This window comes from Streptomyces sp. TOM-9 (genome assembly GCF_056858595.1).
Map to the genome: position 1 here is coordinate 5175001 of NZ_JBXEQB010000001.1, position 22660 is coordinate 5197660.

Annotated in this window: 20 protein-coding genes and 2 rRNA genes (1 of these 22 cut by a window edge); 9 read left to right on the plus strand and 13 right to left on the minus strand. The window is 69.0% G+C overall.

The features are described 5' to 3' along the window. From AC1VWI_RS24065 to AC1VWI_RS24075, 3 genes are all read left to right on the plus strand, one after another. A 23S ribosomal RNA gene (locus AC1VWI_RS24065) occupies nucleotides 1-2837 on the plus strand (it extends 284 nt beyond the left edge of the window). A 65-nt stretch (nucleotides 2838-2902) separates the two neighbouring features. Continuing rightward, a 5S ribosomal RNA gene (gene rrf, locus AC1VWI_RS24070) occupies nucleotides 2903-3019 on the plus strand. Nucleotides 3020-3087: 68 nt separating this feature from the next. Beyond that, complete coding sequence (locus tag AC1VWI_RS24075) at nucleotides 3088-3597, plus strand: GNAT family N-acetyltransferase (protein WP_499513092.1); 510 nt, start codon at nucleotides 3088-3090, stop codon at nucleotides 3595-3597. Nucleotides 3598-3605: 8 nt separating this feature from the next. Here the strand turns inward: AC1VWI_RS24075 and AC1VWI_RS24080 are convergent, their stop codons facing one another. From AC1VWI_RS24080 to AC1VWI_RS24105, 6 genes are all read right to left on the minus strand, one after another. Beyond that, on the minus strand, nucleotides 3606-5195 hold the full coding sequence (locus AC1VWI_RS24080; protein ID WP_499513093.1) for a type IV secretory system conjugative DNA transfer family protein: 1590 nt from the start codon (nucleotides 5193-5195) through the stop codon (nucleotides 3606-3608). A gap of 14 nt (nucleotides 5196-5209) precedes the next feature. After that, the gene (locus AC1VWI_RS24085; protein ID WP_499516895.1) at nucleotides 5210-6595 is read right to left on the minus strand and encodes an ATP-binding protein; all 1386 of its coding nucleotides are present in this window, start codon (nucleotides 6593-6595) and stop codon (nucleotides 5210-5212) included. A gap of 157 nt (nucleotides 6596-6752) precedes the next feature. Beyond that, nucleotides 6753-8303, minus strand: a complete 1551-nt coding sequence (locus tag AC1VWI_RS24090; protein ID WP_499513094.1) for an SCO6880 family protein — start codon at nucleotides 8301-8303, stop codon at nucleotides 6753-6755. Next, nucleotides 8300-9586, minus strand: a complete 1287-nt coding sequence (locus AC1VWI_RS24095; RefSeq protein ID WP_499513095.1) for a hypothetical protein — start codon at nucleotides 9584-9586, stop codon at nucleotides 8300-8302. The genes AC1VWI_RS24090 and AC1VWI_RS24095 overlap by 4 nt, the downstream gene beginning before the upstream one ends. Continuing rightward, a complete protein-coding gene (locus tag AC1VWI_RS24100) occupies nucleotides 9576-10397 on the minus strand; it encodes a DUF8175 domain-containg protein (RefSeq protein WP_499513096.1) in 822 nt (273 codons plus the stop codon). Before AC1VWI_RS24100 ends, AC1VWI_RS24095 begins: the two co-directional genes overlap by 11 nt. Before the next feature lie 130 nt (nucleotides 10398-10527). Next, on the minus strand, nucleotides 10528-10836 hold the full coding sequence (locus AC1VWI_RS24105; RefSeq protein ID WP_319140882.1) for a DUF8827 family protein: 309 nt from the start codon (nucleotides 10834-10836) through the stop codon (nucleotides 10528-10530). 403 nt (nucleotides 10837-11239) lie between these two features. Here AC1VWI_RS24105 and AC1VWI_RS24110 point away from each other — a divergent pair, with 403 nt between their 5' ends. Beyond that, complete coding sequence (locus tag AC1VWI_RS24110; RefSeq protein ID WP_499516896.1) at nucleotides 11240-12166, plus strand: C40 family peptidase; 927 nt, start codon at nucleotides 11240-11242, stop codon at nucleotides 12164-12166. 200 nt (nucleotides 12167-12366) lie between these two features. Then, nucleotides 12367-13059, plus strand: a complete 693-nt coding sequence (locus AC1VWI_RS24115; RefSeq protein WP_499513097.1) for a phosphatase PAP2 family protein — start codon at nucleotides 12367-12369, stop codon at nucleotides 13057-13059. A 27-nt stretch (nucleotides 13060-13086) separates the two neighbouring features. On the opposite strand, the gene AC1VWI_RS24120 is transcribed toward AC1VWI_RS24115, so the two are convergent. Both AC1VWI_RS24120 and AC1VWI_RS24125 read right to left on the minus strand, forming a co-directional pair. Next, nucleotides 13087-14646, minus strand: a complete 1560-nt coding sequence (locus AC1VWI_RS24120; protein ID WP_499513098.1) for an FAD-binding oxidoreductase — start codon at nucleotides 14644-14646, stop codon at nucleotides 13087-13089. A 103-nt stretch (nucleotides 14647-14749) separates the two neighbouring features. Further along, entirely contained in the window at nucleotides 14750-14905 is a 156-nt protein-coding gene (locus tag AC1VWI_RS24125) for a hypothetical protein (RefSeq protein WP_499513099.1), read from the minus strand. A gap of 87 nt (nucleotides 14906-14992) precedes the next feature. Here AC1VWI_RS24125 and AC1VWI_RS24130 point away from each other — a divergent pair, with 87 nt between their 5' ends. Beyond that, nucleotides 14993-15847, plus strand: coding sequence for an SCO4651 family lipoprotein (locus tag AC1VWI_RS24130; protein WP_499513100.1), 855 nt, complete (start codon nucleotides 14993-14995; stop codon nucleotides 15845-15847). Between the two features lie 71 nt (nucleotides 15848-15918). Then, nucleotides 15919-16125 carry a hypothetical protein gene (locus AC1VWI_RS24135; protein WP_499513101.1) on the plus strand — a complete coding sequence of 69 codons (207 nt, stop codon included), beginning with the start codon at nucleotides 15919-15921 and terminating at the stop codon, nucleotides 16123-16125. Here the strand turns inward: AC1VWI_RS24135 and AC1VWI_RS24140 are convergent. Next, nucleotides 16122-16511: a metal-sensitive transcriptional regulator gene (locus tag AC1VWI_RS24140; RefSeq protein WP_499513102.1), complete on the minus strand. Its 390-nt coding sequence runs from the start codon at nucleotides 16509-16511 to the stop codon at nucleotides 16122-16124. The genes AC1VWI_RS24135 and AC1VWI_RS24140 overlap by 4 nt on opposite strands. Before the next feature lie 194 nt (nucleotides 16512-16705). Here AC1VWI_RS24140 and AC1VWI_RS24145 point away from each other — a divergent pair, with 194 nt between their 5' ends. Beyond that, nucleotides 16706-17326 carry a DUF47 domain-containing protein gene (locus tag AC1VWI_RS24145; protein ID WP_026251102.1) on the plus strand — a complete coding sequence of 207 codons (621 nt, stop codon included), beginning with the start codon at nucleotides 16706-16708 and terminating at the stop codon, nucleotides 17324-17326. A 5-nt stretch (nucleotides 17327-17331) separates the two neighbouring features. Continuing rightward, nucleotides 17332-18330, plus strand: coding sequence for an inorganic phosphate transporter (locus tag AC1VWI_RS24150; protein ID WP_499513103.1), 999 nt, complete (start codon nucleotides 17332-17334; stop codon nucleotides 18328-18330). A 142-nt stretch (nucleotides 18331-18472) separates the two neighbouring features. On the opposite strand, the gene pstB is transcribed toward AC1VWI_RS24150, so the two are convergent. The 4 genes from pstB to pstS all read right to left on the minus strand — a co-directional run bounded on the left by pstB (nucleotide 18473) and on the right by pstS (nucleotide 22593). Next, entirely contained in the window at nucleotides 18473-19249 is a 777-nt protein-coding gene (gene pstB / locus AC1VWI_RS24155) for a phosphate ABC transporter ATP-binding protein PstB (RefSeq protein ID WP_499513104.1), read from the minus strand. A 43-nt stretch (nucleotides 19250-19292) separates the two neighbouring features. Next, on the minus strand, nucleotides 19293-20366 hold the full coding sequence (gene pstA / locus AC1VWI_RS24160) for a phosphate ABC transporter permease PstA (protein WP_499513105.1): 1074 nt from the start codon (nucleotides 20364-20366) through the stop codon (nucleotides 19293-19295). Continuing rightward, nucleotides 20363-21352: a phosphate ABC transporter permease subunit PstC gene (pstC, locus tag AC1VWI_RS24165; RefSeq protein WP_499513106.1), complete on the minus strand. Its 990-nt coding sequence runs from the start codon at nucleotides 21350-21352 to the stop codon at nucleotides 20363-20365. The genes pstA and pstC overlap by 4 nt, the downstream gene beginning before the upstream one ends. 101 nt (nucleotides 21353-21453) lie before the next feature. Continuing rightward, entirely contained in the window at nucleotides 21454-22593 is a 1140-nt protein-coding gene (pstS, locus tag AC1VWI_RS24170; protein ID WP_499513107.1) for a phosphate ABC transporter substrate-binding protein PstS, read from the minus strand. Between the last annotated feature and the right edge of the window lie 67 nt (nucleotides 22594-22660).

Here is a 22660-nt window from a genome sequence, read left to right on the forward strand (position 1 = left end):
TGTGATACCCGGCAGGGGTTGCGCATGTGGGGTTGTGGGATCGTACTTCAGTCGTCTGCCGGCGGCTGGGCGAGTCAGAAACCGTTGATGTAGGCGAAGGACATGCGAAAGGTCCGGCGTAGAGGGTAAGACCCCCGTAGCTGAAACATTAGCGGCTTGCTTGTACGACACCCAAGTAGCACGGGGCCCGAGAAATCCCGTGTGAATCTGGCGGGACCACCCGCTAAGCCTAAATATTCCCTGGTGACCGATAGCGGATAGTACCGTGAGGGAATGGTGAAAAGTACCGCGGGAGCGGAGTGAAATAGTACCTGAAACCGTGTGCCTACAAGCCGTGGGAGCGTCGGACATCAGCTTGCTGGTGTCTCGTGACTGCGTGCCTTTTGAAGAATGAGCCTGCGAGTTTGCGGTGTGTGGCGAGGTTAACCCGTGTGGGGTAGCCGTAGCGAAAGCGAGTCCGAATAGGGCGACTCAGTCGCACGCCCAAGACCCGAAGCGGAGTGATCTAGCCATGGGCAGGTTGAAGCGTGGGTAAGACCGCGTGGAGGACCGAACCCACCAGGGTTGAAAACCTGGGGGATGACCTGTGGTTAGGGGTGAAAGGCCAATCAAACTCCGTGATAGCTGGTTCTCCCCGAAATGCATTTAGGTGCAGCGTCGTGTGTTTCTTGCCGGAGGTAGAGCACTGGATAGGCGATGGGCCCTACCGGGTTACTGACCTTAGCCAAACTCCGAATGCCGGTAAGTGAGAGCGCGGCAGTGAGACTGCGGGGGATAAGCTCCGTGGTCGAGAGGGAAACAGCCCAGAGCATCGACTAAGGCCCCTAAGCGTACGCTAAGTGGGAAAGGATGTGGAGTCGCACAGACAACCAGGAGGTTGGCTTAGAAGCAGCCACCCTTGAAAGAGTGCGTAATAGCTCACTGGTCAAGTGATTCCGCGCCGACAATGTAGCGGGGCTCAAGCGTACCGCCGAAGTCGTGTCATTGCAGCAATACTCCCAACGGAGGCTGTGATGGGTAGGGGAGCGTCGTGTGCCGGGTGAAGCGGCCCTGTAAGGGAGTCGTGGACGGTTCACGAGTGAGAATGCAGGCATGAGTAGCGATACAAGAGTGGGAAACTCTTGCGCCGATTGACTAAGGGTTCCTGGGTCAAGCTGATCTGCCCAGGGTAAGTCGGGACCTAAGGCGAGGCCGACAGGCGTAGTCGATGGACAACCGGTTGATATTCCGGTACCCGCTTTGAAGCGCCAGCGCTGAATCTGGTGATGCTAAGGCCGTGAAGCCGCCCTTGATCTCTTCGGAGTGATGGGGAGTGGTGGAGCCGCTGAACCTATCCAGTAGTAGGTGAGCGATGGGGTGACGCAGGAAGGTAGTCCAGCCCGGGCGGTGGTTGTCCCGGGGTAAGGGTGTAGGCCGAGTGGTAGGCAAATCCGCCACTCATGAGGCTGAGACCTGATGCCGAGCCGATTGTGGTGAAGTGGATGATCCTATGCTGTCGAGAAAAGCCTCTAGCGAGTTTCATGGCGGCCCGTACCCTAAACCGACTCAGGTGGTCAGGTAGAGAATACCGAGGCGTTCGGGTGAACTGTGGTTAAGGAACTCGGCAAAATGCCCCCGTAACTTCGGGAGAAGGGGGGCCATTGCTGGTGAGGGGACTTGCTCCCTGAGCTGGTGGTGGCCGCAGAGACCAGCGAGAAGCGACTGTTTACTAAAAACACAGGTCCGTGCGAAGCCGTAAGGCGATGTATACGGACTGACGCCTGCCCGGTGCTGGAACGTTAAGGGGACCGGTTAGCTCCATTTCGGTGGGGCGAAGCTGAGAACTTAAGCGCCAGTAAACGGCGGTGGTAACTATAACCATCCTAAGGTAGCGAAATTCCTTGTCGGGTAAGTTCCGACCTGCACGAATGGCGTAACGACTTCTCGACTGTCTCAACCACAGGCCCGGTGAAATTGCACTACGAGTAAAGATGCTCGTTTCGCGCAGCAGGACGGAAAGACCCCGGGACCTTTACTACAGCTTGATATTGGTGTTCGGTTCGGCTTGTGTAGGATAGGTGGGAGACTTTGAAGCAGTGGCGCCAGCCATTGTGGAGTCGTCGTTGAAATACCACTCTGGTCGTGCTGGATGTCTAACCTCGGTCCGTGATCCGGATCAGGGACAGTGTCTGGTGGGTAGTTTAACTGGGGCGGTTGCCTCCTAAAGAGTAACGGAGGCGCCCAAAGGTTCCCTCAGCCTGGTTGGCAATCAGGTGTTGAGTGTAAGTGCACAAGGGAGCTTGACTGTGAGACTGACGGGTCGAGCAGGTACGAAAGTAGGGACTAGTGATCCGGCGGTGGCTTGTGGAAGCGCCGTCGCTCAACGGATAAAAGGTACCCCGGGGATAACAGGCTGATCTTCCCCAAGAGTCCATATCGACGGGATGGTTTGGCACCTCGATGTCGGCTCGTCGCATCCTGGGGCTGGAGTCGGTCCCAAGGGTTGGGCTGTTCGCCCATTAAAGCGGTACGCGAGCTGGGTTTAGAACGTCGTGAGACAGTTCGGTCCCTATCCGCTGTGCGCGTAGGAGTCTTGAGAAGGGCTGTCCCTAGTACGAGAGGACCGGGACGGACGAACCTCTGGTGTGCCAGTTGTCCTGCCAAGGGCATGGCTGGTTGGCTACGTTCGGGAGGGATAACCGCTGAAAGCATCTAAGCGGGAAGCCTGCTTCGAGATGAGGACTCCCACCCCCTTGAGGGGTTAAGGCTCCCAGTAGACGACTGGGTTGATAGGCCGGATGTGGAAGCCCAGTAATGGGTGGAGCTGACCGGTACTAATAAGCCGAGGGCTTGTCCATAGGTTGCTCGCGTCCACTGTGTAGTTCTGAAACTACGAACCGTTGGTTCGACAGTTTCATAGTGTTTCGGTGGTTATAGCGTTAGGGAAACGCCCGGTTACATTCCGAACCCGGAAGCTAAGCCTTTCAGCGCCGATGGTACTGCAGGGGGGACCCTGTGGGAGAGTAGGACGCCGCCGAACAAATTTTGAGCCCCGGCTCCCGAGTTTAATCACTCGGGAGCCGGGGCTTTTTTGCGTACGATCGCGGTATGACGAGCTACACGATACGTGCGTCCCGCCCCGACGAGTGGCGTGCCCAGCGGGCGCTGCGGCTGGAGGCGCTCAAGGACCCCGCCAGCAGCGTGGCCTTCGTCAACACGCACGACACCGAGGCCGCGTTCACCGACGAGGTATGGCAGCAGCGGGGGCAGACGCAGGCGTTCATCGCGGAGGACGAGGCCGGCGAACGCGTCGCGAACGTGGCCGTACTCGTGGAGACGGGCGAGGCGTTCGCCGTGCCCCAGACCCATCTGGTCGGCGTCTACGTACGGCCGGAGTTCCGGGGCGGGGCGTTGGCCGCGGAATTGCTGGGTGCGGCGATCGAGTGGTCGTGGCAGCTGCCGGAGCAGGTGCGGCGCGTGCGGCTGTGGGTGCACGAGGACAACCACCGGGCGCAGGCCTTCTACAAGCGGCTCGGCTTCGTCAGGACGGGGAGGACGATGGCGTTCCCGCTGGACGAGTCGCGGACCGAGTACGAGATGGAGCTGGAGCGGCCGTAGGGAGTGCGCTAGGGCAACCGCACCGCGTCCGGGACCTCTTCGAGGAGCGCGGGGGGCTGGGTGCCGAGGACGAGGCGGGTGTCGGCGCGCTGCCACAGCGGCCCTCGCCAGTGGTCGCGGGCCTGTTCGGGGGAGCGGAGCACGGCCAGGGTGGGCAGGCCCGCGGAGGTGCCGGTGGCCAGGAGGTCGGGGAGTTCCGGGATCGGCGCGAGGGCGGCGATGTCGTCCAGCACGAGGGTCATTGGTGGGTCGAGCCGACCGGAGGATGACCCTGCGGCCATGCGCCGGCCGTGCTCGACCACGCTCGATACGAGTGCGGTGAGCAACGGCATCGCACCCGGGTGGGTTCGCGGGTCCTCGTTGGGCTCGCCCACCACATAGAGCGTGCCCAGATCCTTGAGGAATGACTCCAGCTCGAGGCCGTCGGCGCGTCCCGGATTGCAGGCGTCCCGGATGTGGACGGAGTTGAGGGACTCCAGGGCGCGGTGGACGAGCGCCTGGGCGGCGTCGCGGCGGTGGGTGTGGGCGTGGAGGACGGACTCGAGCTCCCCGCTCCAGCCGGAGGCGGCCTTGGAGTGCGTGCGCAGGATGCGGACGGCGTCCTGGCCGGAGCTGCCGCCCGCCCAGCGGTGCACCTGCCGGAAGGGCTGGCCGTCGACGGCGGCGGCGTGCAGCCAGCAGCGCAGGAGGGTCTCGGCGGCGTCGAACATCGCGGCGTCGACCGCGGCGCGCGGCCGTACCGGGAAGAGCAGGGCGCGGGCGCGGGTGACGGCCGTGGGGACGTCCTCGCAGCCCGAGTGCGGGGCCCAGCGGAGCCGGGCCGGGGTGTCGACCAGATGGGCCGGGTCGTAGACGTGGACCGGGCCGAGCTTGGCGCGGTTGCCGACGGTCTGGTGGAAGGTGTCCGGGTCGGCGGTGGTGACGAGGACGGGGCCCGCCGCGTTGAGGACGGACGGCTGGACGAGGCGCTTGCCCTTGTCGCTGCGGAGGGCGGCGAAAGCGGCGTAGGTGCGGGTGAGTTCACGGTCGATGGTCACCGGCGGAGCCCCGGGGCCAGCGGCGGGGACGCCGGTGGCGGGTCCCACCGGTACGGGTTCAGGCTCGGGGGCGGCCGGCTCAGGGGCCTCCACGGGCCCCTGCGCGGCCTGCCGGGGCCGGGCCGGGGTCGCGGGCTCCACGGCAGCCTCCGCAGCCTCCGCGGCCTTCTGGGCCGCCGTACGGCGTGCCGCGCGGCGGGCTGCGCGGCGCAGCCGGGTGCGGGCGACGACGCCCATCACGAAGACCGTGAGGACGAAGAGCACCATCAACTGCCCGATGAACACGCCCCAGAACAGCCCGGAGCCGGGCAGCCCCGCCGGCGGGGCGGGCCGCCAGGCCCCGGCGATGTCGTGGGGGTCGGCGATGAGGTGACGCATGGCCACGGGCGTGCGCGTGAAGTGGACCTCGGCCGGCCACGCCCCGTGGGAGACGAGGCCGGCTATCCCCGTGCCCGTCCACACCAGGACGGTCATGCCGAGCAGGAAGCCCATGACGCCGAGGATCAGCCCGTCCGGGATGCCGCCCTCGCGCTCCTGTCCGTGGTGCTGCGCTCTCGCCATGGTCAGGTCCCCGTTCAGGCCACCGCGTCGTCGGCCAGCTGCTTGTCGAGGGAGACCCGGGGCTCGTCGAACCCGTCCGCCCGGTCGTCCTCGTCGGCCGAGGCCTCGGTCATGGCGCGGTCGGTGTAGACCAGCGGGCGTTCGGTCTCCGTGATGAGGTGCTTGACGACCTGCACGTTGCCGTTGACGTCCCAGACGGCGATGCCGGGGGTGAGGGTGGGGATGATCTCCACCGCCCACCGGGGCAGGCCCAGTACCCGGCCGGTCGCGCGCGCCTCGTCGGCCTTCTGGGCGTAGATGGTGCGCGTGGAGGCCATCTTGAGGATCGCCGCGGCCTCCTTGGCGGCGGCGCCGTCCACCACGTCGGACAGGTGGTGGACGACGGCCACGAAGGACAGGCCGAGACGGCGGCCGAACTTCAGCAGCCGCTGGAAGAGCTGCGCGACGAACGGGCTGTTGATGATGTGCCAAGCCTCCTCGACCAGGAAGATGCGTTTCTTCCGGTCGGGGCGGATCCAGGTGTGCTCCAGCCAGACGCCGACGATCGCCATGAGGATCGGCATGGCGATGGAGTTGCGGTCGATGTGGGACAGGTCGAAGACGATGAGCGGGGCGTCGAGGTCGATGCCGGCGGTCGTCGGGCCGTCGAACATGCCCCGCAGGTCGCCGTCGACGAGCCGGTCCAGGACGAGGGCCACGTCCAGGCCCCAGGCGCGGACGTCCTCCAGGTCGACGTTCATCGACTCGGCCGAGTCGGCCATGGGGTGCCGCAGCCGGTCCACGATGTCGGTGAGGATGGGCTGGCGGTCGGTGACCGTTTCGTGGACGTACGCGTGGGCGACCTTCAGCGCGAAGCCGGAACGCTCGTCCAGGCCGCGGCCCATGGCGACCTCGATGATCGTGCGGAGCAGGGCGAGCTGGCCCGTGGTGGTGATCGCCGGGTCGAGCGGGTTGAGCTTGATGCCCCCGTCGAGGGCCGCCATCGGGTCCAGACGGATGGGGGTTATTCCGAGGGCCTTGGCGATGAGGTTCCACTCGCCGACGCCGTCCTCGCCCTGCGCGTCCAGGACGACGACCTGGCGGTCGCGGAAGCGCAGCTGCCGCAGGACGTACGTCTTCTCCAGGGCGGACTTGCCGTTGCCGGACTCGCCGAGGACCAGCCAGTGGGGGGCGGGGAGTTGCTGCCCGTACAGCTGGAACGGGTCGTAGATGTAGCCCTTGCCGGAGTAGACCTCGCGGCCGATGATCACGCCGGAGTCGCCGAGGCCGGGTGCGGCGGTCGGCATGTAGACGGCCTGGGCCTGGCCCGTCGAGGTGCGGACGGGGAGTCGGGTGGACTCCACCTTGCCGAAGAGGAAGCTGGTGAAGGCGTCGGTGATCGCTGCGAGGGGGTCCAGCATGGCCATGGGTGGAGAGCCTCCTCGGCGTCAGCGGTCGTCGCGCCTGGGGCGCAGGCTCCGGCGTGGCATCGTTGTCCCTGTCGTCCTTCCCATTAGCGCCGTCCCTGGAGACGGAGCGTCAAGTGCGCACAGGCGCATGGTGCTACCTCCCGGGCCCTCAGCGGCGGATGCCGGTCGCGAACGGAAGCGTGTTGACGAAGGCCCGGTGGTGTTCGCGGTCGCACCACTCCAGCTTGAGGTACGACTTGCCCGCGGAGGCGCGGATCGTGCGCTTGTCGCGCGCCAAGGCCTCCGGGGAGCGGGAGGAGACCGTGATGTAGCCGACCAGGTTGACGCCCGCGGCGCCGGAGGCGAGGTCCTCGCCGCGCTGGTCGATGCGGGTGTGGTGGGCGAGGTCGCGGGGGTCGACGACGCGGTTCATCTTGGCGGCGCGGCTGGCCTCGGCGTCGTCGTTGGTCTTCTCGGTGAGCATGCGCTCGATGGCGACGTCGGTCGGCTCGAGGTCCATGCAGACGGCGACGGTGCGGATCACGTCCGGGGTGTGGACGAGCAGCGGGGCGAGGAAGTTGACGCCGACGGGGGTCAGCGGCCACTCCTTGACCCAGGCCGTGGAGTGGCACCAGGGGGCGCGGGTGGCCGACTCGCGGGTCTTGGCCTGGAGGAAGGTCGGCTCGGTGGCGTCCAGTTCCGCGGGCCAGGCGTTGCGCCGGGTCATCGCCTGGATGTGGTCGATCGGGTGGTCCGGGTCGTACATGGAGTGGATGAGCGACGCCAGCCGCGCCTGGCCGAGCGGCTGCCGGACCCGGATGTCGGCCTCGGTGAGGCGGGCGCAGATGTCGGTGAGCTCACGGGCCATGACGGCGGCGATGCCGGCGTCCTTGTCGAGGGACTTGCGGGCGCCGCCCGCGGCGCGGGCGATGGCGTTGCCCTCGGCGGCGAGCTCGCGGCTGTAGTGCATGCACGCGACGAGGTAGGCGCGGTGCTGCTCGGACGAGGTCGACACCATCGACTGCAGTTGGTCGTAGGAGTCCTTGAGCCACTGCTCGGCCCGGTCGTCGCCGCGCTGGGCGACGTCCTTGGCGTGGGCGTCGGGGTCGGCGGGGAGGGTGCGGGCGAGCATCTGCAGCCGGGTGACGAAGCCGTCGCCGTTGGCCACGTGCTTCAGCAGGGTGCCGAAGCGTTCGACCAGGGCCTCCTGGTCCTCGCTGTCGCGCAGGCCGACGCCGGGGCCCTCGATCTCGATGGCTGCGGTCACGGTGCGCCGGTCGACGTGCAGCAGCACGGCGATCTCGTCCGGGCCGAAGGGCGCCGACAGCCAGGTGATGCGGCCGATGCCGGGGGGCGGCCCGATCTCCACCTCGCGGCCGTCGAGCCGGGTGCCGGACTCGGCGGCGGTGGAGCGGTACGTCGCGGCCGACCGCAGCGTGCGGCGGTAGCTGCGGTTGATCTCGAACCAGCGGTAGAAGGTGCGGCGCCGGTAGGGCATGTAGACGGCGGCGAAGGCGAGCAGCGGCCAGCCCGTCAGGCCGAGGATGCGCAGCGGCAGCACGGGGATCAGCAGGCCGCTCATCATGCCGAGGAACGCGCCGACGATGATCAGGGCGATCTCGCCGGTCTCGCGGTTCTTTCCGACGATGGCGTTGGGACGTGCCTTGCCGATCAGGTACGTACGGCGCTGCTGCGGTGCGGCGTAGGGCTGGGACGTCACCGGCTTTCGCCTCCTGCTGTCTTGCTGGTCGTTCCGCCGCCGTTGCCGCGGTCAGGGTTCGTGCGCGGCGCGGGGGCCGGTGCCGGCGCGGTGCCGTTGCGGCTGCTGTGCGCGGCGATGCCGCTGGGCACGGCGTTCGTGGGCTGTGCGCCGCCGCCCGAGGCCTGCTCCTGGGGGCCGCCGCGGGTGCTGTGCGTCTTGATGCCCTGCTTCACCAGCGCGGCGGGGGAGGAGATGACGGCGGCGGCCTGGGACTCGGAGCTCGCCTTGCGGTTGCTGCGGAGGCTGGCCACGTCGTCGCCGAAGCCGGGGACGAAGCGGTAGATCATCGCGCTGGCGAAGATGGCCAGCAGGATGATGGCCAGGCCCGACACGACGGCGCCGAACGCGGTGGGCCCGTCGGAGCCGCTGAGCGCGCCCGCGAGGCCCAGCACGACCACGATCACCGGTTTGACGAGGATCACGGCGATCATGATCCCGGCCCAACGGCGCACGTGGTGCCACATGTTCTTGTCGACCAGGCCCGAGTACACGGCGGTGCCGAGCAGCGCGCCGACGTACAGCAGGGCGGCACGGATGACGAGTTCGAGCCACAGGACGCCGGCGGCGAGCACGGACACCAGGGAGACCACGATCAGCATGATCGGGCCGCCGCCGATGTCGGAGTCCTTGGTCAACGCGTCCTGGAACGAGCCGAAGAACGTGTCGGTGCCGGCGGAGGTGCCCGAGGCGATGACCTCCGTGATGCCGTCGGTCGCCGACACGACGGTGTAGAGGATCAGCGGCGTGAAGGCGGAGGCGATCACGGTGAGCCAGAGGAAGCCGACCGCCTCGGTCAGCGCCTCGGTGAGGGGCACCCCGCGCACGGCGCGCTTGGCGACGGCCAGCAGCCACAGGAGGAGCGTGAGGAAGGTGGAGGCGGCGAAGACGACGGCGTACTGGGTGAGGAACGCCTTGTTGGTGAAGTCCACGGCCGCGGTCCTGTTGACCGCCTTGGAGAGGCCGTCGATGACCCAGGCGGCGGCGTCGGCGCAGCCGCGCGCGAGCGAGTCCAGGGGGTCGAGGGGGTCCGCCACGGAGGGGGTGTTCTTGGACCCCGTGCCGCCCTCGCAGTAGTCGCGGGCCTGCCCCACGATCAGGTCGCACGGGTTGCTGCTGCCGCTCGGGCTGGGGGTGGGGCTGGGGGCGGCCACCGCGCGTGAGGCGGCCAGGACGAGGGTCGTCTGGGCAGTCGCGACCAGGGCGGTCAGGGACAGCGCGCGGCGCCGGTGGCTACCTGGCATACGTGAACCCTCCGTAACCCTGGACCGCGTTGGCGATTTCCTCGGCGTCGGCCGCGCGGTTGTCGCCGTTGACGGGCGCGGGTCCCTCCTTCTGGCCGGACGTCTCGATTCTCCAGTCCCCGTCAACCCATACGAGTTGCTCGGTGATGGTGAACCACGTCTGGCTCACGGGCTTCGTCGAGCCCTCCCCGGCCAGGCCGACGAGGCCCGTGCTCCACACCTCGACGGTCGCCGCGTTCTTGGAGAAGCCCGTCACACGGGTGCCCACGGGGACGGTGCGGGAGACGAACGTGTAGCCGTCCGGCACGCTTCCGTCCTCGTTGAGCCCCACGTTGGCGAGGAAACCGGGCGAGTAGGCACGGTCGAGGTCACCTTGGAGGCGGTCGACGACCTCGGGGGCGTGGATCGCCGCGACGATCGTGTGCCGGCGGGCCTCGTCGAACATGCCGTCGGAGCCGAGCGCCACGGCGTAGTTGGCGGCCGCCGACTGCGCGCCCTGGTCGGTGCGGGCGTAACCCGTGGGGATGCCCGCGTCCTTGCCGTTGACCGGCTTCGTGCCGGTGGGGGATGTGGGCTGGGAACGGGCGCCGTTGGAGGAGCCGCCGCTCTGGCTGCCGCCGCCGGGGGAGTCGGAGGGGGAGCCGCCGCCGCGGTTGGCGAAGGCGATGGCGGCGATGAGGAGCACGACGACGCCGACGACCGTGACGAGGCTGCGGCTGGAGCGCTGCGGGCGGCGGGAGGGGCCGCCCGTGCCGGGCGGGGGCTCGGGGAGGCGGGTACGGGTCGGGGGGCCGTCCTGGCCGAGGCTCATCGGGGGCTCGCCCCCTCGGGGGTCATCGGGTGAGTGGGCATCAGCAGACAGCCTCGGGTGGGGTGCGGGGCCGGGACGGGCCCCTCGGGGACAGTGCGCAGGGGATGGGGCGGAGTCCGACGCGTGGTCGCTAGACCGCCATCCCGTAGACGATGGTGAAGAGCGTGCCGAGGGAGCCGATGATGAACACGCCGGTCAGGCCGGCGATGATCAGTCCCTTGCCCTGCTCCGCACTGAAGGTGTCGCGGAGCGCCGTGGCTCCGATGCGCTGTTTCGCCGCGCCCCAGATCGCGATGGCCAGGCAGAGCAGGATCGCCACTGCCATGACCACCTCGATCATGACGCGTGCTTCGTTCCCCAGGGAGCCGAAAGGCCCCCAGTCCGGGGCGATACCACCGATGATGGTGTTGATGTCGCCCTTGTCGGCCGCCAGGAACATGAGAACTCACCACCACGCTAGATCAGTTGGCGTCCTCGACGGGGCGCAAGGAGCCAAGGTCTATCTTGGCGGAGGATGCCGCCGTCGTATGTCGACTCGGCGACTTTCTCAGCCGATTCCCCGGTGTGATCCGGGCCGCAACCGCCAGACTGGACACACTGGCGTGCGATCCGGTGTTCGATGGGACTTTGTTGACTACTCTGTGTATCACGGTGGTGAGCGGAGGGCAACGATTGGCGGCGCTGCGCGTGGGGATGCTCCCCAGGGCCTGGCGCACCGTCACCTTCGGCGCCGGGCAGGGTGATGTGACGAAGGGGTGGGGCGGGTGACGGCGGCTTCGCGGACCGCGCGGAAGGCCTGGCTGGTGTCGGGGGTCGTGGGTGGCCTCTTCTTGTCGTTCGTCATGCTGCTCGTGGTCGGTACGTTCCTGGTGGCGGCGAAGCTGACGGGCGGGGGAGGGGCGGTGACGCTCGCCACGGGGGCGGTGCCGGCGGCGTACCAGGGCCTGGTGCAGAAGTGGGGGAACCTCTGCGGGGCCATCAACCCGGCGCTGCTGGCGGCGCAGCTCTACCAGGAGAGCGGCTGGAACCCGAAGGCTCAGAGCGCGGCGCAGGCGCAGGGGATAGCGCAGTTCATCCCCGGGACGTGGGCGACGCACGGCGTGGACGGGGACGGTGACGGGGACCGCGACGTGTGGGACCCGGCGGACGCCATCCCCTCGGCCGCCTCGTACGACTGCGAGCTGGCCGGCTACGTCAAGGACGTGCCGGGGAACCCGACGGAGAACATGCTCGCCGCGTACAACGCGGGTGCGTACCGGGTCATCCAGGCCGGCGGGGTGCCGCGGATCCGGGAGACGCAGAACTACGTCCGGATCATCACGACCCTGCAGAAGAGCTTCGCGGCGCCGGTGGGCCCGGTGGGGCCGTCGCGGCAGTCGGCGGGCGCGATCTACTACGCCCAGCAGAAGCTGGGGACGAAGTACCTGTGGGGCGGCAACGGCACGCCGGAGCAGGGCGGCCGGTTCGACTGCTCGGGCCTGACGAAGGCGGCGTACCACTCGGTGGGGATCGAGCTGCCGCGCGTGGCCAACGACCAGTGGAACGCCGGACCGCACCCGAAGCGGGACGAGCTGCTCCCGGGCGACCTGGTCTTCTTCGCGTACGACCTGACCGACCCGCGGTCCATCCACCACGTGGGGATCTACGTCGGCGGCGGCTACATGATCAACGCTCCCTACACGGGCGCGGTGATCCGCTTCGACAAGATCGACACCCCGGACTACATCGGGGCGACGCGCGTGACGGCGGCGGGCGCGGCGGCGGTGTGACCGTCGCGCGCCCGCCGCGGCGTCGCCGTGGGTGAACACCCGGCCCCGGCATGCGGGAACGTGTCTCCCTTCGATAACACCTTGGTGATCATCCGGTGGAGACCGGAACGCGACGTACCGTGCCGTCCGTTGGACGGGGGAGAATCAACTCCCACACGGACGTGCACGGGGGTGCGGCGGAAGAGAGTGAGGGGACACCGGTGGCAGAGCTCTCACTGGACGGCTCGAACCCCGACGTCAGTCTGCTCCGCGACATCAACGGGCTCGCGAAGGACGCCCCGCGCTGGTTCGACCGTGTGATGGAGGCCGTCGGCGAGTACGGCCTGATCCTGCTCATGGTGCTGATCGCCGGCTGGTGCTGGTGGCGCGTGGCGCGCCGCAGCGGCACCGAGGCGCCGACGGCCGTGGCGGGTGTGATCTGGGCCGGGCTGGCGGCGTCGATCGCCCTGGTGCTCAACATCCCGCTGCGGAACTTCGTGGACCGGCCCCGGCCCTTCGTGGACCACGAGGGCATCGACGTCGTGGTGAAGGGGAAGACCGACTTCTCCTTCGTCAGCGACCACGCCACCTTGACGATGGCCGTGGCGATGGGCCTGTTCATGGTCAGCCGCAAGTGGGGCCTGGCGGCCATCGCGGTCGCGCTGGCCGAGGGCTTCTGCCGCGTCTACATGGGTGTGCACTACCCCACCGACGTTCTGGGCGGCTTCGCCCTCGGCACGGCCGTCGCGCTGCTGCTGGCCCCGGCGGCGCTGGCCCTGCTGACACCGCTGACGAAGGCCCTGGCGGGGTCCCGCATCGGCGTGCTGGTGCAGGCGGCGCCCGGCCGGCCGGAGGCTCGCCGGGGCGAGCCCTACCCGGAGCCGTCGGCGGTCGACAAGGACCTGGCCGCCTGACGGCCGCCGCCGGCGGACGGGGCCTTGTTACAGGGCCTGCTGGAAGCTGAACAGCCGCGAGGGGTCGTAGCGGGTCTTCAGGCGGGTCAGCTTGCCGGCGGCCGAGCCGTAGTAGGCGGTGCGCCAGTCGGTCAGCGTGGCGTCGGTGTAGTTCTGGTAGGCGGCGCCGGAGGCGTGGCGGCGCATGGCCGTGTGGAGCCCGGTCAGCCAGCCCGTGGTGCCGGGGTTCTCTATGTACTGCGCCAGGAAGCGCGAGCGACGGTGCACGAAGGCGGTGGCCGTGGGCGCGACACGGTTGACGGCGCCGCCCAGTGCGGTGAGGGAGACGCTGCCGGAGCCGGAGCGGAGCCCCTCCACCTGGGACAGGAGGGTCTGGATGCCGGCGGCGGAGAGCGAACGGTCGTAGAAGTCCGAGCGGGCCGCGTAGGTCTCCCGGCCGAGCCGGCCGGAGGGGCTGCGACCCGGGGTGGTGCCGGGCAGGTGGCACTGGGCGGTGCTCAGGTTCGAGCAGCCCGCGTACGCGAGGGCGGCGTCGAGGTAGGAGCGCGGGTGCAGGGAGACGCTGCTCGCGGGGGCGCCGATGGTGTCGGCGAGCCGGTCGACGGCGTTCGCGAGCCCGTCGCGCGAGGTGATGCCCACGGTGGCGATGCTGATCTGCGGGGATCCGGTGCCCGACTTGTCCAGGTGCAGGGCGGACCAGATCTCGTCGGGCTGGGTGGGCCCCCACTCCTGCCAGGCGCGCAGGACGGCGGCGGCCTTGCTCCAGGGCCAGGTCAGGTAGCCGGTGACGACCTGCGGGGAGGCCTGCGTGTCGAACGTCAGCCGGGTGACCACGCCGAACTGGCCGCCGCCCGCGCCGCGCAGCGCCCAGAACAGCTCCGGGTTCTCGCTGGCGCTGCAGCGCAGCACCCGGCCGCCCGCGGTGACGATCTCGGCCCCGGTGAGGCTGTCGCAGGTCAGCCCGTACGCGCGGCTGAGCACCCCATGGCCGCCGCCGAGGGTGAGGCCGGATATGCCGACCGTCGGGCACGAGCCGGCCGGCAGGGTGCGCCCGCTCGCGCCGAGCTTGGTGTAGACGTCGATGAGCTTCGCCCCGCCCCCGATGGTCGCGGTGCCGCCGGACAGGCTCACCGAGGCCATGGACGAGACGTCGAGGACGAGCCGGCCCTTGCCGCCGGAGTAGCCGGCGTAGGAGTGCCCGCCGTTGCGGACCGAGACGGGGACGCCGGTGCGGCGGGCGAAGTCCAGGCACGCGCGGATGTCCTCGGTGCCGGAGACGTACGCCACGGCGGCGGGCCGCTGCCCGTCGAAGCGGGTGTTGTACAGCAGGCGTGCGGTGGCGTAGTCCGCGTCGTCGGGCAGGACGAGGCTGCCGTCCAGGGTGCGGCCGAGGGCCTTCCAGTCGGGGCGGGCGGTCGGCGAGGCGCTGGGTGACGCGGCGCCGCCGGCCGTCGTGGCGGTGCCGGGGGTGCCGGGCGCGGCACTGCCCGCGTGCGCGGGGCGACCGCTCTCGGGGGTGCAGGCCGTGGCCAGCCAGCCCGCCGCGGCGACGCCGGCGCCGCTGCGGATCAAGGTTCGTCGGTTCAAAGTGGGGCCTCCCGCTCCGCTTCCCCCGTGTGGTCGTCCGTGAGGACGGTGGGGAACAGGTGACCGGTTGCGGGTGGGGGATGTGACGTCCGTCGGGCCGCCGTCAGCCCTGCTCGTGGTCGGTGGCGTCGCGCCGGGCGCGGTCGCGCGCCCGGCGGGCCGGGCCCTGCCAGCCGCAGACGCAGGTCGCGCGGGAGAAGGCGCCCTTCTCGGTGGTGGTCGCCCGGTGCGCGGGCGGGGGCGGATCGCTGGGAGGCACGGAACAAAGCTACCGGCCGTGACGCGGTGCCCTGACCCTCGTTATGCCCGACGACGTCCGAGGCGCGGGTGCAGGGGGTTGGCGGAGATGGGGCAGCTCGGTCGGGCGACTGTGGCAGCCGTGGGTCTCGGGTTGTGCGCGCTGGCGGTGGCGGGGTGCTCGGCCGCCGGTGAGGCCGTCGAGGTGGACAGCGTCCCGGTCGACGCGCGGGAGACGCTGCGGCAGGCGGTGGACTCCCTGGCCGCCGCGGGCAGCTCGAAGATCGTCACGTCGATGGAGATGGCCAGCGGCGGCACGAAGATCGCCATCAGGGGCACCGGCTCCTTCGACTACGCCGAGCGCCGCGGCAGCCTCCAGGTCGTCCTGCCGCCGGACGCGGCCGGGGACGCCGAGCACGAGCCGGTCACGGAGCTGCTGACGCCCGGCGCCCTCTACATGAAGAACCGGGGCGAGGGCGTGCCCGCCGACAAGTGGGTGCGGGTCGACACCACGAGGCTGCCGGACGGCAACCTCGTCACGGGGGGCGCGACCGACCCCCTGGTGGCCGTGGAGCTGCTGCGGGGGGCGCGGGAGGTGCGGCAGACCGGGACGGGGACCCTGGGCGGGGTGCGGGTGCGCCACTACCAGGGGGTCACGGACATCGCGGACGCCGCACGCGTCGCCTCCCCGCTGGTGCGGGCGGAGCTCGCGGCGGCGGCGGAGGGCTTCACCGTGACCCGGGTCCCGTTCGACGCCTGGATCGACGAGGACGGCCGGCTGCGCAAGGTGCGGCAGCGCTTCACCTTCAGCAACGGCGGGGGCGCGGGCGTGCGGAGCGCGCCGGCGCAGGTCACGGTGGTCTCGACGACCGGGATGTACGGATTCGGGGCGCCGGTGCGGATCACGCTGCCCCGGGAGACCGACATCTACACGGGGAAGATCGTTTCTGCGACCGGCCCCTGAGGGCTTGCCGAAATGGCCCGTCCGTGTCATGCACGGACCGTGCACCAGTCCCTACGCTGGGCGGGGAGGAGGTGGTGCACGTGGCGGTGTGGCTCCTGGACCAGGACGACCAGGTCCACGTGGCCCTCGCGGAGATCGAGCTGTGCTGCGAGCTGATGATCGCGGCGTCGGCGACGACCGAGGAACGGCTGAGTTCCGAGCGCATCGACGAGGTGCTGAACGTGAGCCCCCGCGTGCCCGCGCAGGGGACCCGGTGGTCGGCAGGGGCCGGTCGCTAGCTCCGGAGCAGCCGGGCTATGGCGGCGGTGGCCTCGGCCACCTTGTCGTCGGCCTCCGGTCCGCCCTTCGCCGCGGCGTCCGCGACGCAGTGCCGCAAGTGCTCCTCCAGCAACTGGAGGGCGAAGGACTGCAGAGCCTTCGTACCGGCCGACACCTGGGTGAGGATGTCGATGCAGTACACGTCCTGCTCGACCATCCGCTGCAGACCGCGGATCTGCCCCTCGATGCGGCGCAGCCGCTTGAGGTGCTGGTCCTTCTGTTTGGCGTAGCCGTGCTGGTGCCCGTGCCCGTGCCCGTGCCCGTCCCCGTGCTCCGGAGCGTCCCCGGCGTCGTCCGCCGGCGACTGCGCCTGTTCCTCGGCGCCACCGGTCTCGATGACCGTCATGATGTCCCTCCTGCCCCCTATACCCCGGCAGGGTATATCGTACCGAATTCGCCCCAATGTGCGAGGGTGCGCGCAGAACCCCAGCTAGGGCGCACCCGCGGTGATGAGCGACACTGTAGGACGCCGGTTAGCTGTTGCCGGATGATGCGCCTAGCATCAATGCGACCGAAACCGATGTATTCCGAGGACTTCACGTGCGCTTTCGTCTGACCCCCAGGGAGACGAGCTTCTACGACATGTTCGCCGCATCCGCGGACAACATCGTCACAGGGTCGAAGCTCCTCATGGAACTGCTCGGGGCCGATTCGGCCACCCGCTCGGAGATCGCGGAACGGATGCGTGCCGCGGAGCACGCGGGGGACGATGCCACGCACGCGATCTTCCACCAGCTGAACTCCTCCTTCATCACGCCCTTCGACCGGGAGGACATCTACTCCCTGGCGTCGTCCCTCGACGACATCATGGACTTCATGGAGGAGGCCGTCGACCTGGTGGTGCTCTACCAGGTCGAGGAACTGCCCCGTGGGGTCGAGCAGCAGATCGAGGTGCTGGCCAGGGCGGCCGAGCTGACCGCCGAGGCGATGCCGCACCTGCGGACCATGGACAACCTCACCGAGTACTGGATCGAGGTCAACCGGCTGGAGAACCAGGCGGACCAGATCCACCGCAAGCTGCTGGCCCACCTCTTCAACGGCAAGTACGACGCCATCGAGGTGCTCAAGCTCAAGCAGATCGTGGACGTGCTGGAGGAGGCGGCGGACGCCTTCGAACACGTGGCCAACACCGTGGAGACCATCGCGGTCAAGGAGTCCTGACCCCGGTGGAGACGTTCTCTCTGGTCGTGACCATCGGCGTCGCGCTCTTCTTCACGTACACCAACGGCTTCCACGACTCCGCGAACGCCATCGCCACCTCCGTGTCCACCCGGGCGCTGACCCCGCGGGCCGCGCTGGCGATGGCCGCGGTGATGAACCTCGCCGGCGCCTTCCTCGGCACCGGGATCGCCCACACCGTCAGCGAGGGCCTGATCGAGACGCCGCACGGGCAGACCGGCATGGCGATCCTCTTCTCCGGGCTGGTCGGGGCGATCGTCTGGAACCTGATCACCTGGTACTACGGGCTGCCCTCCTCCAGCAGCCACGCGCTCTTCGGCGGCCTGGTGGGGGCGGCGCTGGCCGGCGGCACGGGGGTCATCTGGTCCGGGGTGGTGGACAAGGTCATCCTGCCGATGTTCCTGTCGCCGGTCGTCGGGCTGGTCGTCGGCTACCTGGTGATGCTGGCCATCCTGTGGATCTTCCGCAAGGCCAACCCCCACAAGGCCAAGCGCGGCTTCCGCATCGCGCAGACCGTCTCGGCCGCGGGCATGGCGCTCGGCCACGGCCTGCAGGACGCGCAGAAGACGATGGGTGTCGTCGTGCTCGCGCTGACCATCGCCGACGTCCAGGAGGAGGGCGACGGGATCCCGCTGTGGGTGAAGTTCGCCTGCGCGGCGATGCTCTCGCTCGGTACGTACGCCGGCGGCTGGCGCATCATGCGCACCCTCGGCCGCAAGATCATCGAGCTGGACCCGCCGCAGGGCTTCGCCGCCGAGACCACGGCGGCGTCGATCCTCTACACGACCGCCTACATCTTCAAGGCGCCGATCTCCACGACGCACATCATCACCTCGGCCATCATGGGCGTCGGCGCGACGAAGCGGGTCAACGCGGTCCGCTGGGGCGTCGCGAAGAACATCGTGACCGGCTGGTTCATCACCATGCCGGCCGCGGCGCTGGTGGCCGCGCTGGTCTACGCCGTGGTGCACGTGGCCTTCGGCTGAGCCGGGGACGACCCGCCCCCGGGTACGCACCCCCGGGTACGAAGCAAATGGGCCCGCCCCCCGAACGGGGGGCGGGCCCTTCGCCTTGCGGTGGCACCGCCATGCAGCACCGCAGGACGGCTGTGGCCGGCTGCGGGACGGATCAGCCGAAGCGGCCGGAGATGTAGTCCTCGGTCGCCTGGACGGACGGGTTGGAGAAGATGCGCTCGGTCTCGTCGATCTCGATCAGCTTGCCGGGCTGGCCCACCGCCGACAGGTTGAAGAAGGCGGTGCGGTCGGAGACGCGCGCGGCCTGCTGCATGTTGTGGGTCACGATGACGATGGTGAAACGCTCCTTGAGCTCACCGATCAGGTCCTCGATGGCGAGGGTGGAGATCGGGTCGAGCGCGGAGCAGGGCTCATCCATGAGCAGGACCTGGGGCTCGACCGCGATGGCGCGGGCGATGCACAGACGCTGCTGCTGACCGCCGGACAGGCCCGAGCCGGGCTTGTTGAGGCGGTCCTTGACCTCGTTCCAGAGGTTGGCGCCGCGCAGCGACTTCTCGACGATCGTGTCGAGGTCGCTCTTCTTCTTGACGCCGTTGAGCTTCAGGCCGGCCGCGACGTTGTCGTAGACCGACATCGTCGGGAACGGGTTGGGGCGCTGGAAGACCATGCCGACCGTGCGGCGCACGGAGACCGGGTCCACGCCGGGGCCGTAGAGGTTCTCGTCGTCCAGGAGCACCTTGCCCTCGACGCGGCCGCCGGGGGTGACCTCGTGCATGCGGTTGAGGGTGCGCAGGAAGGTGGACTTGCCGCAGCCGGACGGGCCGATGAAGGCCGTCACCGTGCGCGGCTCGATGTTCATCGAGATGTCGTCGATCGCCCTGAAGCCGCCGTAGTACGCGGAGAGTCCGCTGACGTCGATTCGCTTGGCCATGGTGGTGATGCTCGCAATCCTTGGGTCGCTGATGTTGGCCGCGTCAGCGACCGGTCTTCGGGGCCTTCCAGCGCGCGATGCCGCGCGCCATCAGGTTGAGGATCATGACGAAGGCGATCAGCACGAGTGCCGCCGCCCACGCCCGGTCATAGCTCGCGTCGTTGCCGTTCTGGTACTGCTGGAAGATGTAGAACGGCAGCGAGGCCTGGGGGCCGTTGAACGGGTCGTTGTTGATCAGGTTGTTGCCGAAGACCAACAGCGCGATGGGGGCGCTCTCGCCGGCGATGCGGGCGACCGCGAGCATGACGCCCGTGGTGATGCCGCCGATCGCGGTCGGGATGACCACCTTCACGATGGTGCGCCACTTGGGGACACCGAGCGCCAGCGAGGCCTCGCGCAGCTCGTTCGGGACGAGCTTGAGCATCTCCTCGGTGGAGCGGACGACCACCGGCATCATCAGGATGGCCAGGGCCATGGCGCCGGCGAAGCCCGAGGGGCCGAAGCCCAGCAGCAGGTTCCAGGTCGACAGGATGAACAGACCGGCGACGATCGACGGGATGCCCGTCATGACGTCGACGAAGAAGGTCACCGCCAGGGCGAGCCGGCCCTTTCCGTACTCGACCAGGTAGACGGCGGTCAGCATGCCGATCGGAGCCGCGATGGCGGTGGCGATGCCGACCTGTTCCAGGGTGCCGATGATGGCGTGGTAGACACCGCCGCCCTCGCCGATGGTCAGCACGCCGTTCATGGAGTGCGACAGGAAGGCGCCGTCGAGGATCTTGACGCCCTTGCTGACCGTGGTCTGGATCAGCGAGTACAGCGGGAGCGCGGCGAGGATGAAGGACGCCCAGATGACGCTGGTGGCGACCCGGTCCTTGGCCTGGCGGCGACCCTCGACCGCCGTGGCGATCGCGTAGGTGCCGAGCACGAACAGCAGGACGGCGATCAGGCCCCACTGGAGCTTGCTGTCCAGGCCGGCACCGAGGCCGATGCCGACGGCGAGCACGAGCGCACCGGCCGCGATGCCCGCGGGGGCCCACTTCGGGAGCCGGCGCTGGGCCAGGGCCCGCTGCGGCACCGCGGGCGCGGAACGCTTGTCTGCTACTGCGTGGCTCATGCGTTGGCCCCCGAGTATTCCTTGCGCTTGGCGATGATCGCGCGGGCGGCGCCGTTGACGAGCAGGGTGATGACGAAGAGCACCAGACCGGAGGCGATCAGCGCGTCACGGCCGAACTCGTTGGCCTCGCCGAACTTGGCGACGATGTTCTGGGAGAAGGTCCCGCCGACCGGGTCCAGGACGTGCACCGACAGGATGGGCGCGGCGGACAGCACCGTGGCGACGGCCATCGTCTCGCCGAGCGCGCGGCCGAGGCCGAGCATCGAGGCGCTGATGATGCCGGACCGGGCGAAGGGGAGCACCGACATGCGGATGGTCTCCCAGCGGGTCGCGCCGAGGGCCAGGGCGGCCTCCTCGTGCATCCGCGGCACCTGCCGGAAGACCTCGCGGCTGACGTTGGTGATGATCGGGAGGATCATGATCGCCAGCAGGATGCCGACGGTGAAGATCGAGCGGGCCGCGCCCTGCGGGTCTTCCTTCTCGAAGACGACGGTCCAGCCGAGGTACTCGTCCAGCCACATGTTGAGGCCGGTCAGGTGCGGGACCAGGAACAGCGCGCCCCACAGGCCGTAGATGATGCTGGGCACGGCTGCGAGCAGGTCGACGATGTACGACAGCGGGGAGGCGAGGCGGCGCGGCGCGTAGTGCGAGATGAACAGCGCGATGCCGACCGCGATCGGGACCGCGATGGCCATCGCGATGATCGAGCTGACGATCGTGCCGTAGGCCAGCACCGCGATGCCGAAGACCGGCGGGTTGGCGTTGGCGTTCCACTCGAAGGTGGTCAGGAAGTTGCCGTGGTCCTTGGAGATCGCGTTGATCGCGCGGATCGTCAGGAAGATCGCGATCGACGCCATGATCACCAGCAGCAGGATGCCCGAGCCACGGGAGAGGCCCGAGAAGATCTTGTCGCCGGCGCGTGTGACGTTCGCCCCGGCGTGCTTCGCGGCCGTTGGCGGGGTGGGGTTCTGTGTAGTTATAGCCATCGGTTTTCTCTCCGGTCTGGGTGGGGGATCACTCCCCCGGCGGCGGTGCACCGGAAGTGCGACCGGCCCCGCGACGTGTGTCGCGGGGCCGGTCGACTGGGTTAGGACAGGGCGTCCACGGTGGAGCGGACCTTCGTGGCGATCTCGGCCGGGAGCGGCGCGTAGCCGGCCTCGGACAGGATCGACTGGCCCTCCTCGGAGGCGGTGTAGCCCAGGAAGGACTTCACCAGCGGCAGGGTCTCGGCCTTGTTGCCCTTGTCGCAGGCGACCTCGTAGGTCACCAGGACGATCGGGTAGGCGTTGTCGGCCTTGGTGGTGTAGGCGGCGGACATGTCCAGGGACAGGTCGGCACCGGTGCCCACGACCTTCGCCTGCGCGATGCCGGCGGAGGCGTTGTCGGCGGTGGCCTCGACCGGGGCGGAGGCGCCGGTGTCGACCTTCACCGTCTTGATGCTGTTGGCGGTCGCGTAGGAGAGCTCGAAGTAACCGATCGAGCCGTTGACCTGCTTGACCTGGGCCGCGACACCGGCGGACTTGGCGGCGGACTGGCCGCCCTTGCCCGCCCACGCCTTGGCGTGCTCGTACGGCCACGCGTCCTTGGCGGCACCGTTGAAGTACTTGGTGAGGTTGTCCGTGGTGCCGGACTCGTCCTGGCGGTGGAAGGTCTGGATCTTGGAGCTGGGGAGCTTGGCGTCCGGGTTCAGCTTCTTGATCGCCGCGTCGTCCCAGGTGGTGATCTTCGAGTCGAAGATCTTGGCCAGGGTCGGGGCGTCCAGGACCAGGTTGTCCACGCCGGAGACGTTGTAACCGATGGCGATGGGGCCGCCGACCATCGGGATGCTGATGCCGGTGCCGTCGGTGCAGACCTTCTTGGACGCCTCGACCTCTTCGGGCTTCAGCGGCGAGTCGGAGCCGGCGAAGCCGTCCGTGCCGTTGTTGAAGTCGATGATGCCCTCACCGGAGGACGACGCCTTGTAGTTGATCTGGGCGTCGGTGCAGGCCTGCTGGTAGTTCTTGACCCAGGCGTCCATGGCGTTCTGCTGCGCCGAGGAGCCGGAAGCGAGGAGCTGGCCGCCCTTGTCAGCGCACTTGATGCTGCTGGACGACGTGGGCGCCTTGCTGCTGTCGCTGCCCGCGTCCGTGTTGTCGTCCGAACCGCACGCAGTGAGCATGAGGGCACCGGAGACCGCGACCGCGCCGACGGCCAGGGCGCGGAGCCCGCTCTTACGCTGAAGCTTCACCTTTGGTGATTCCTTCCTGAAGCCCGCCGGTGGACGGCGAAGCAGAGGTATGGATTTCTGCATCCAC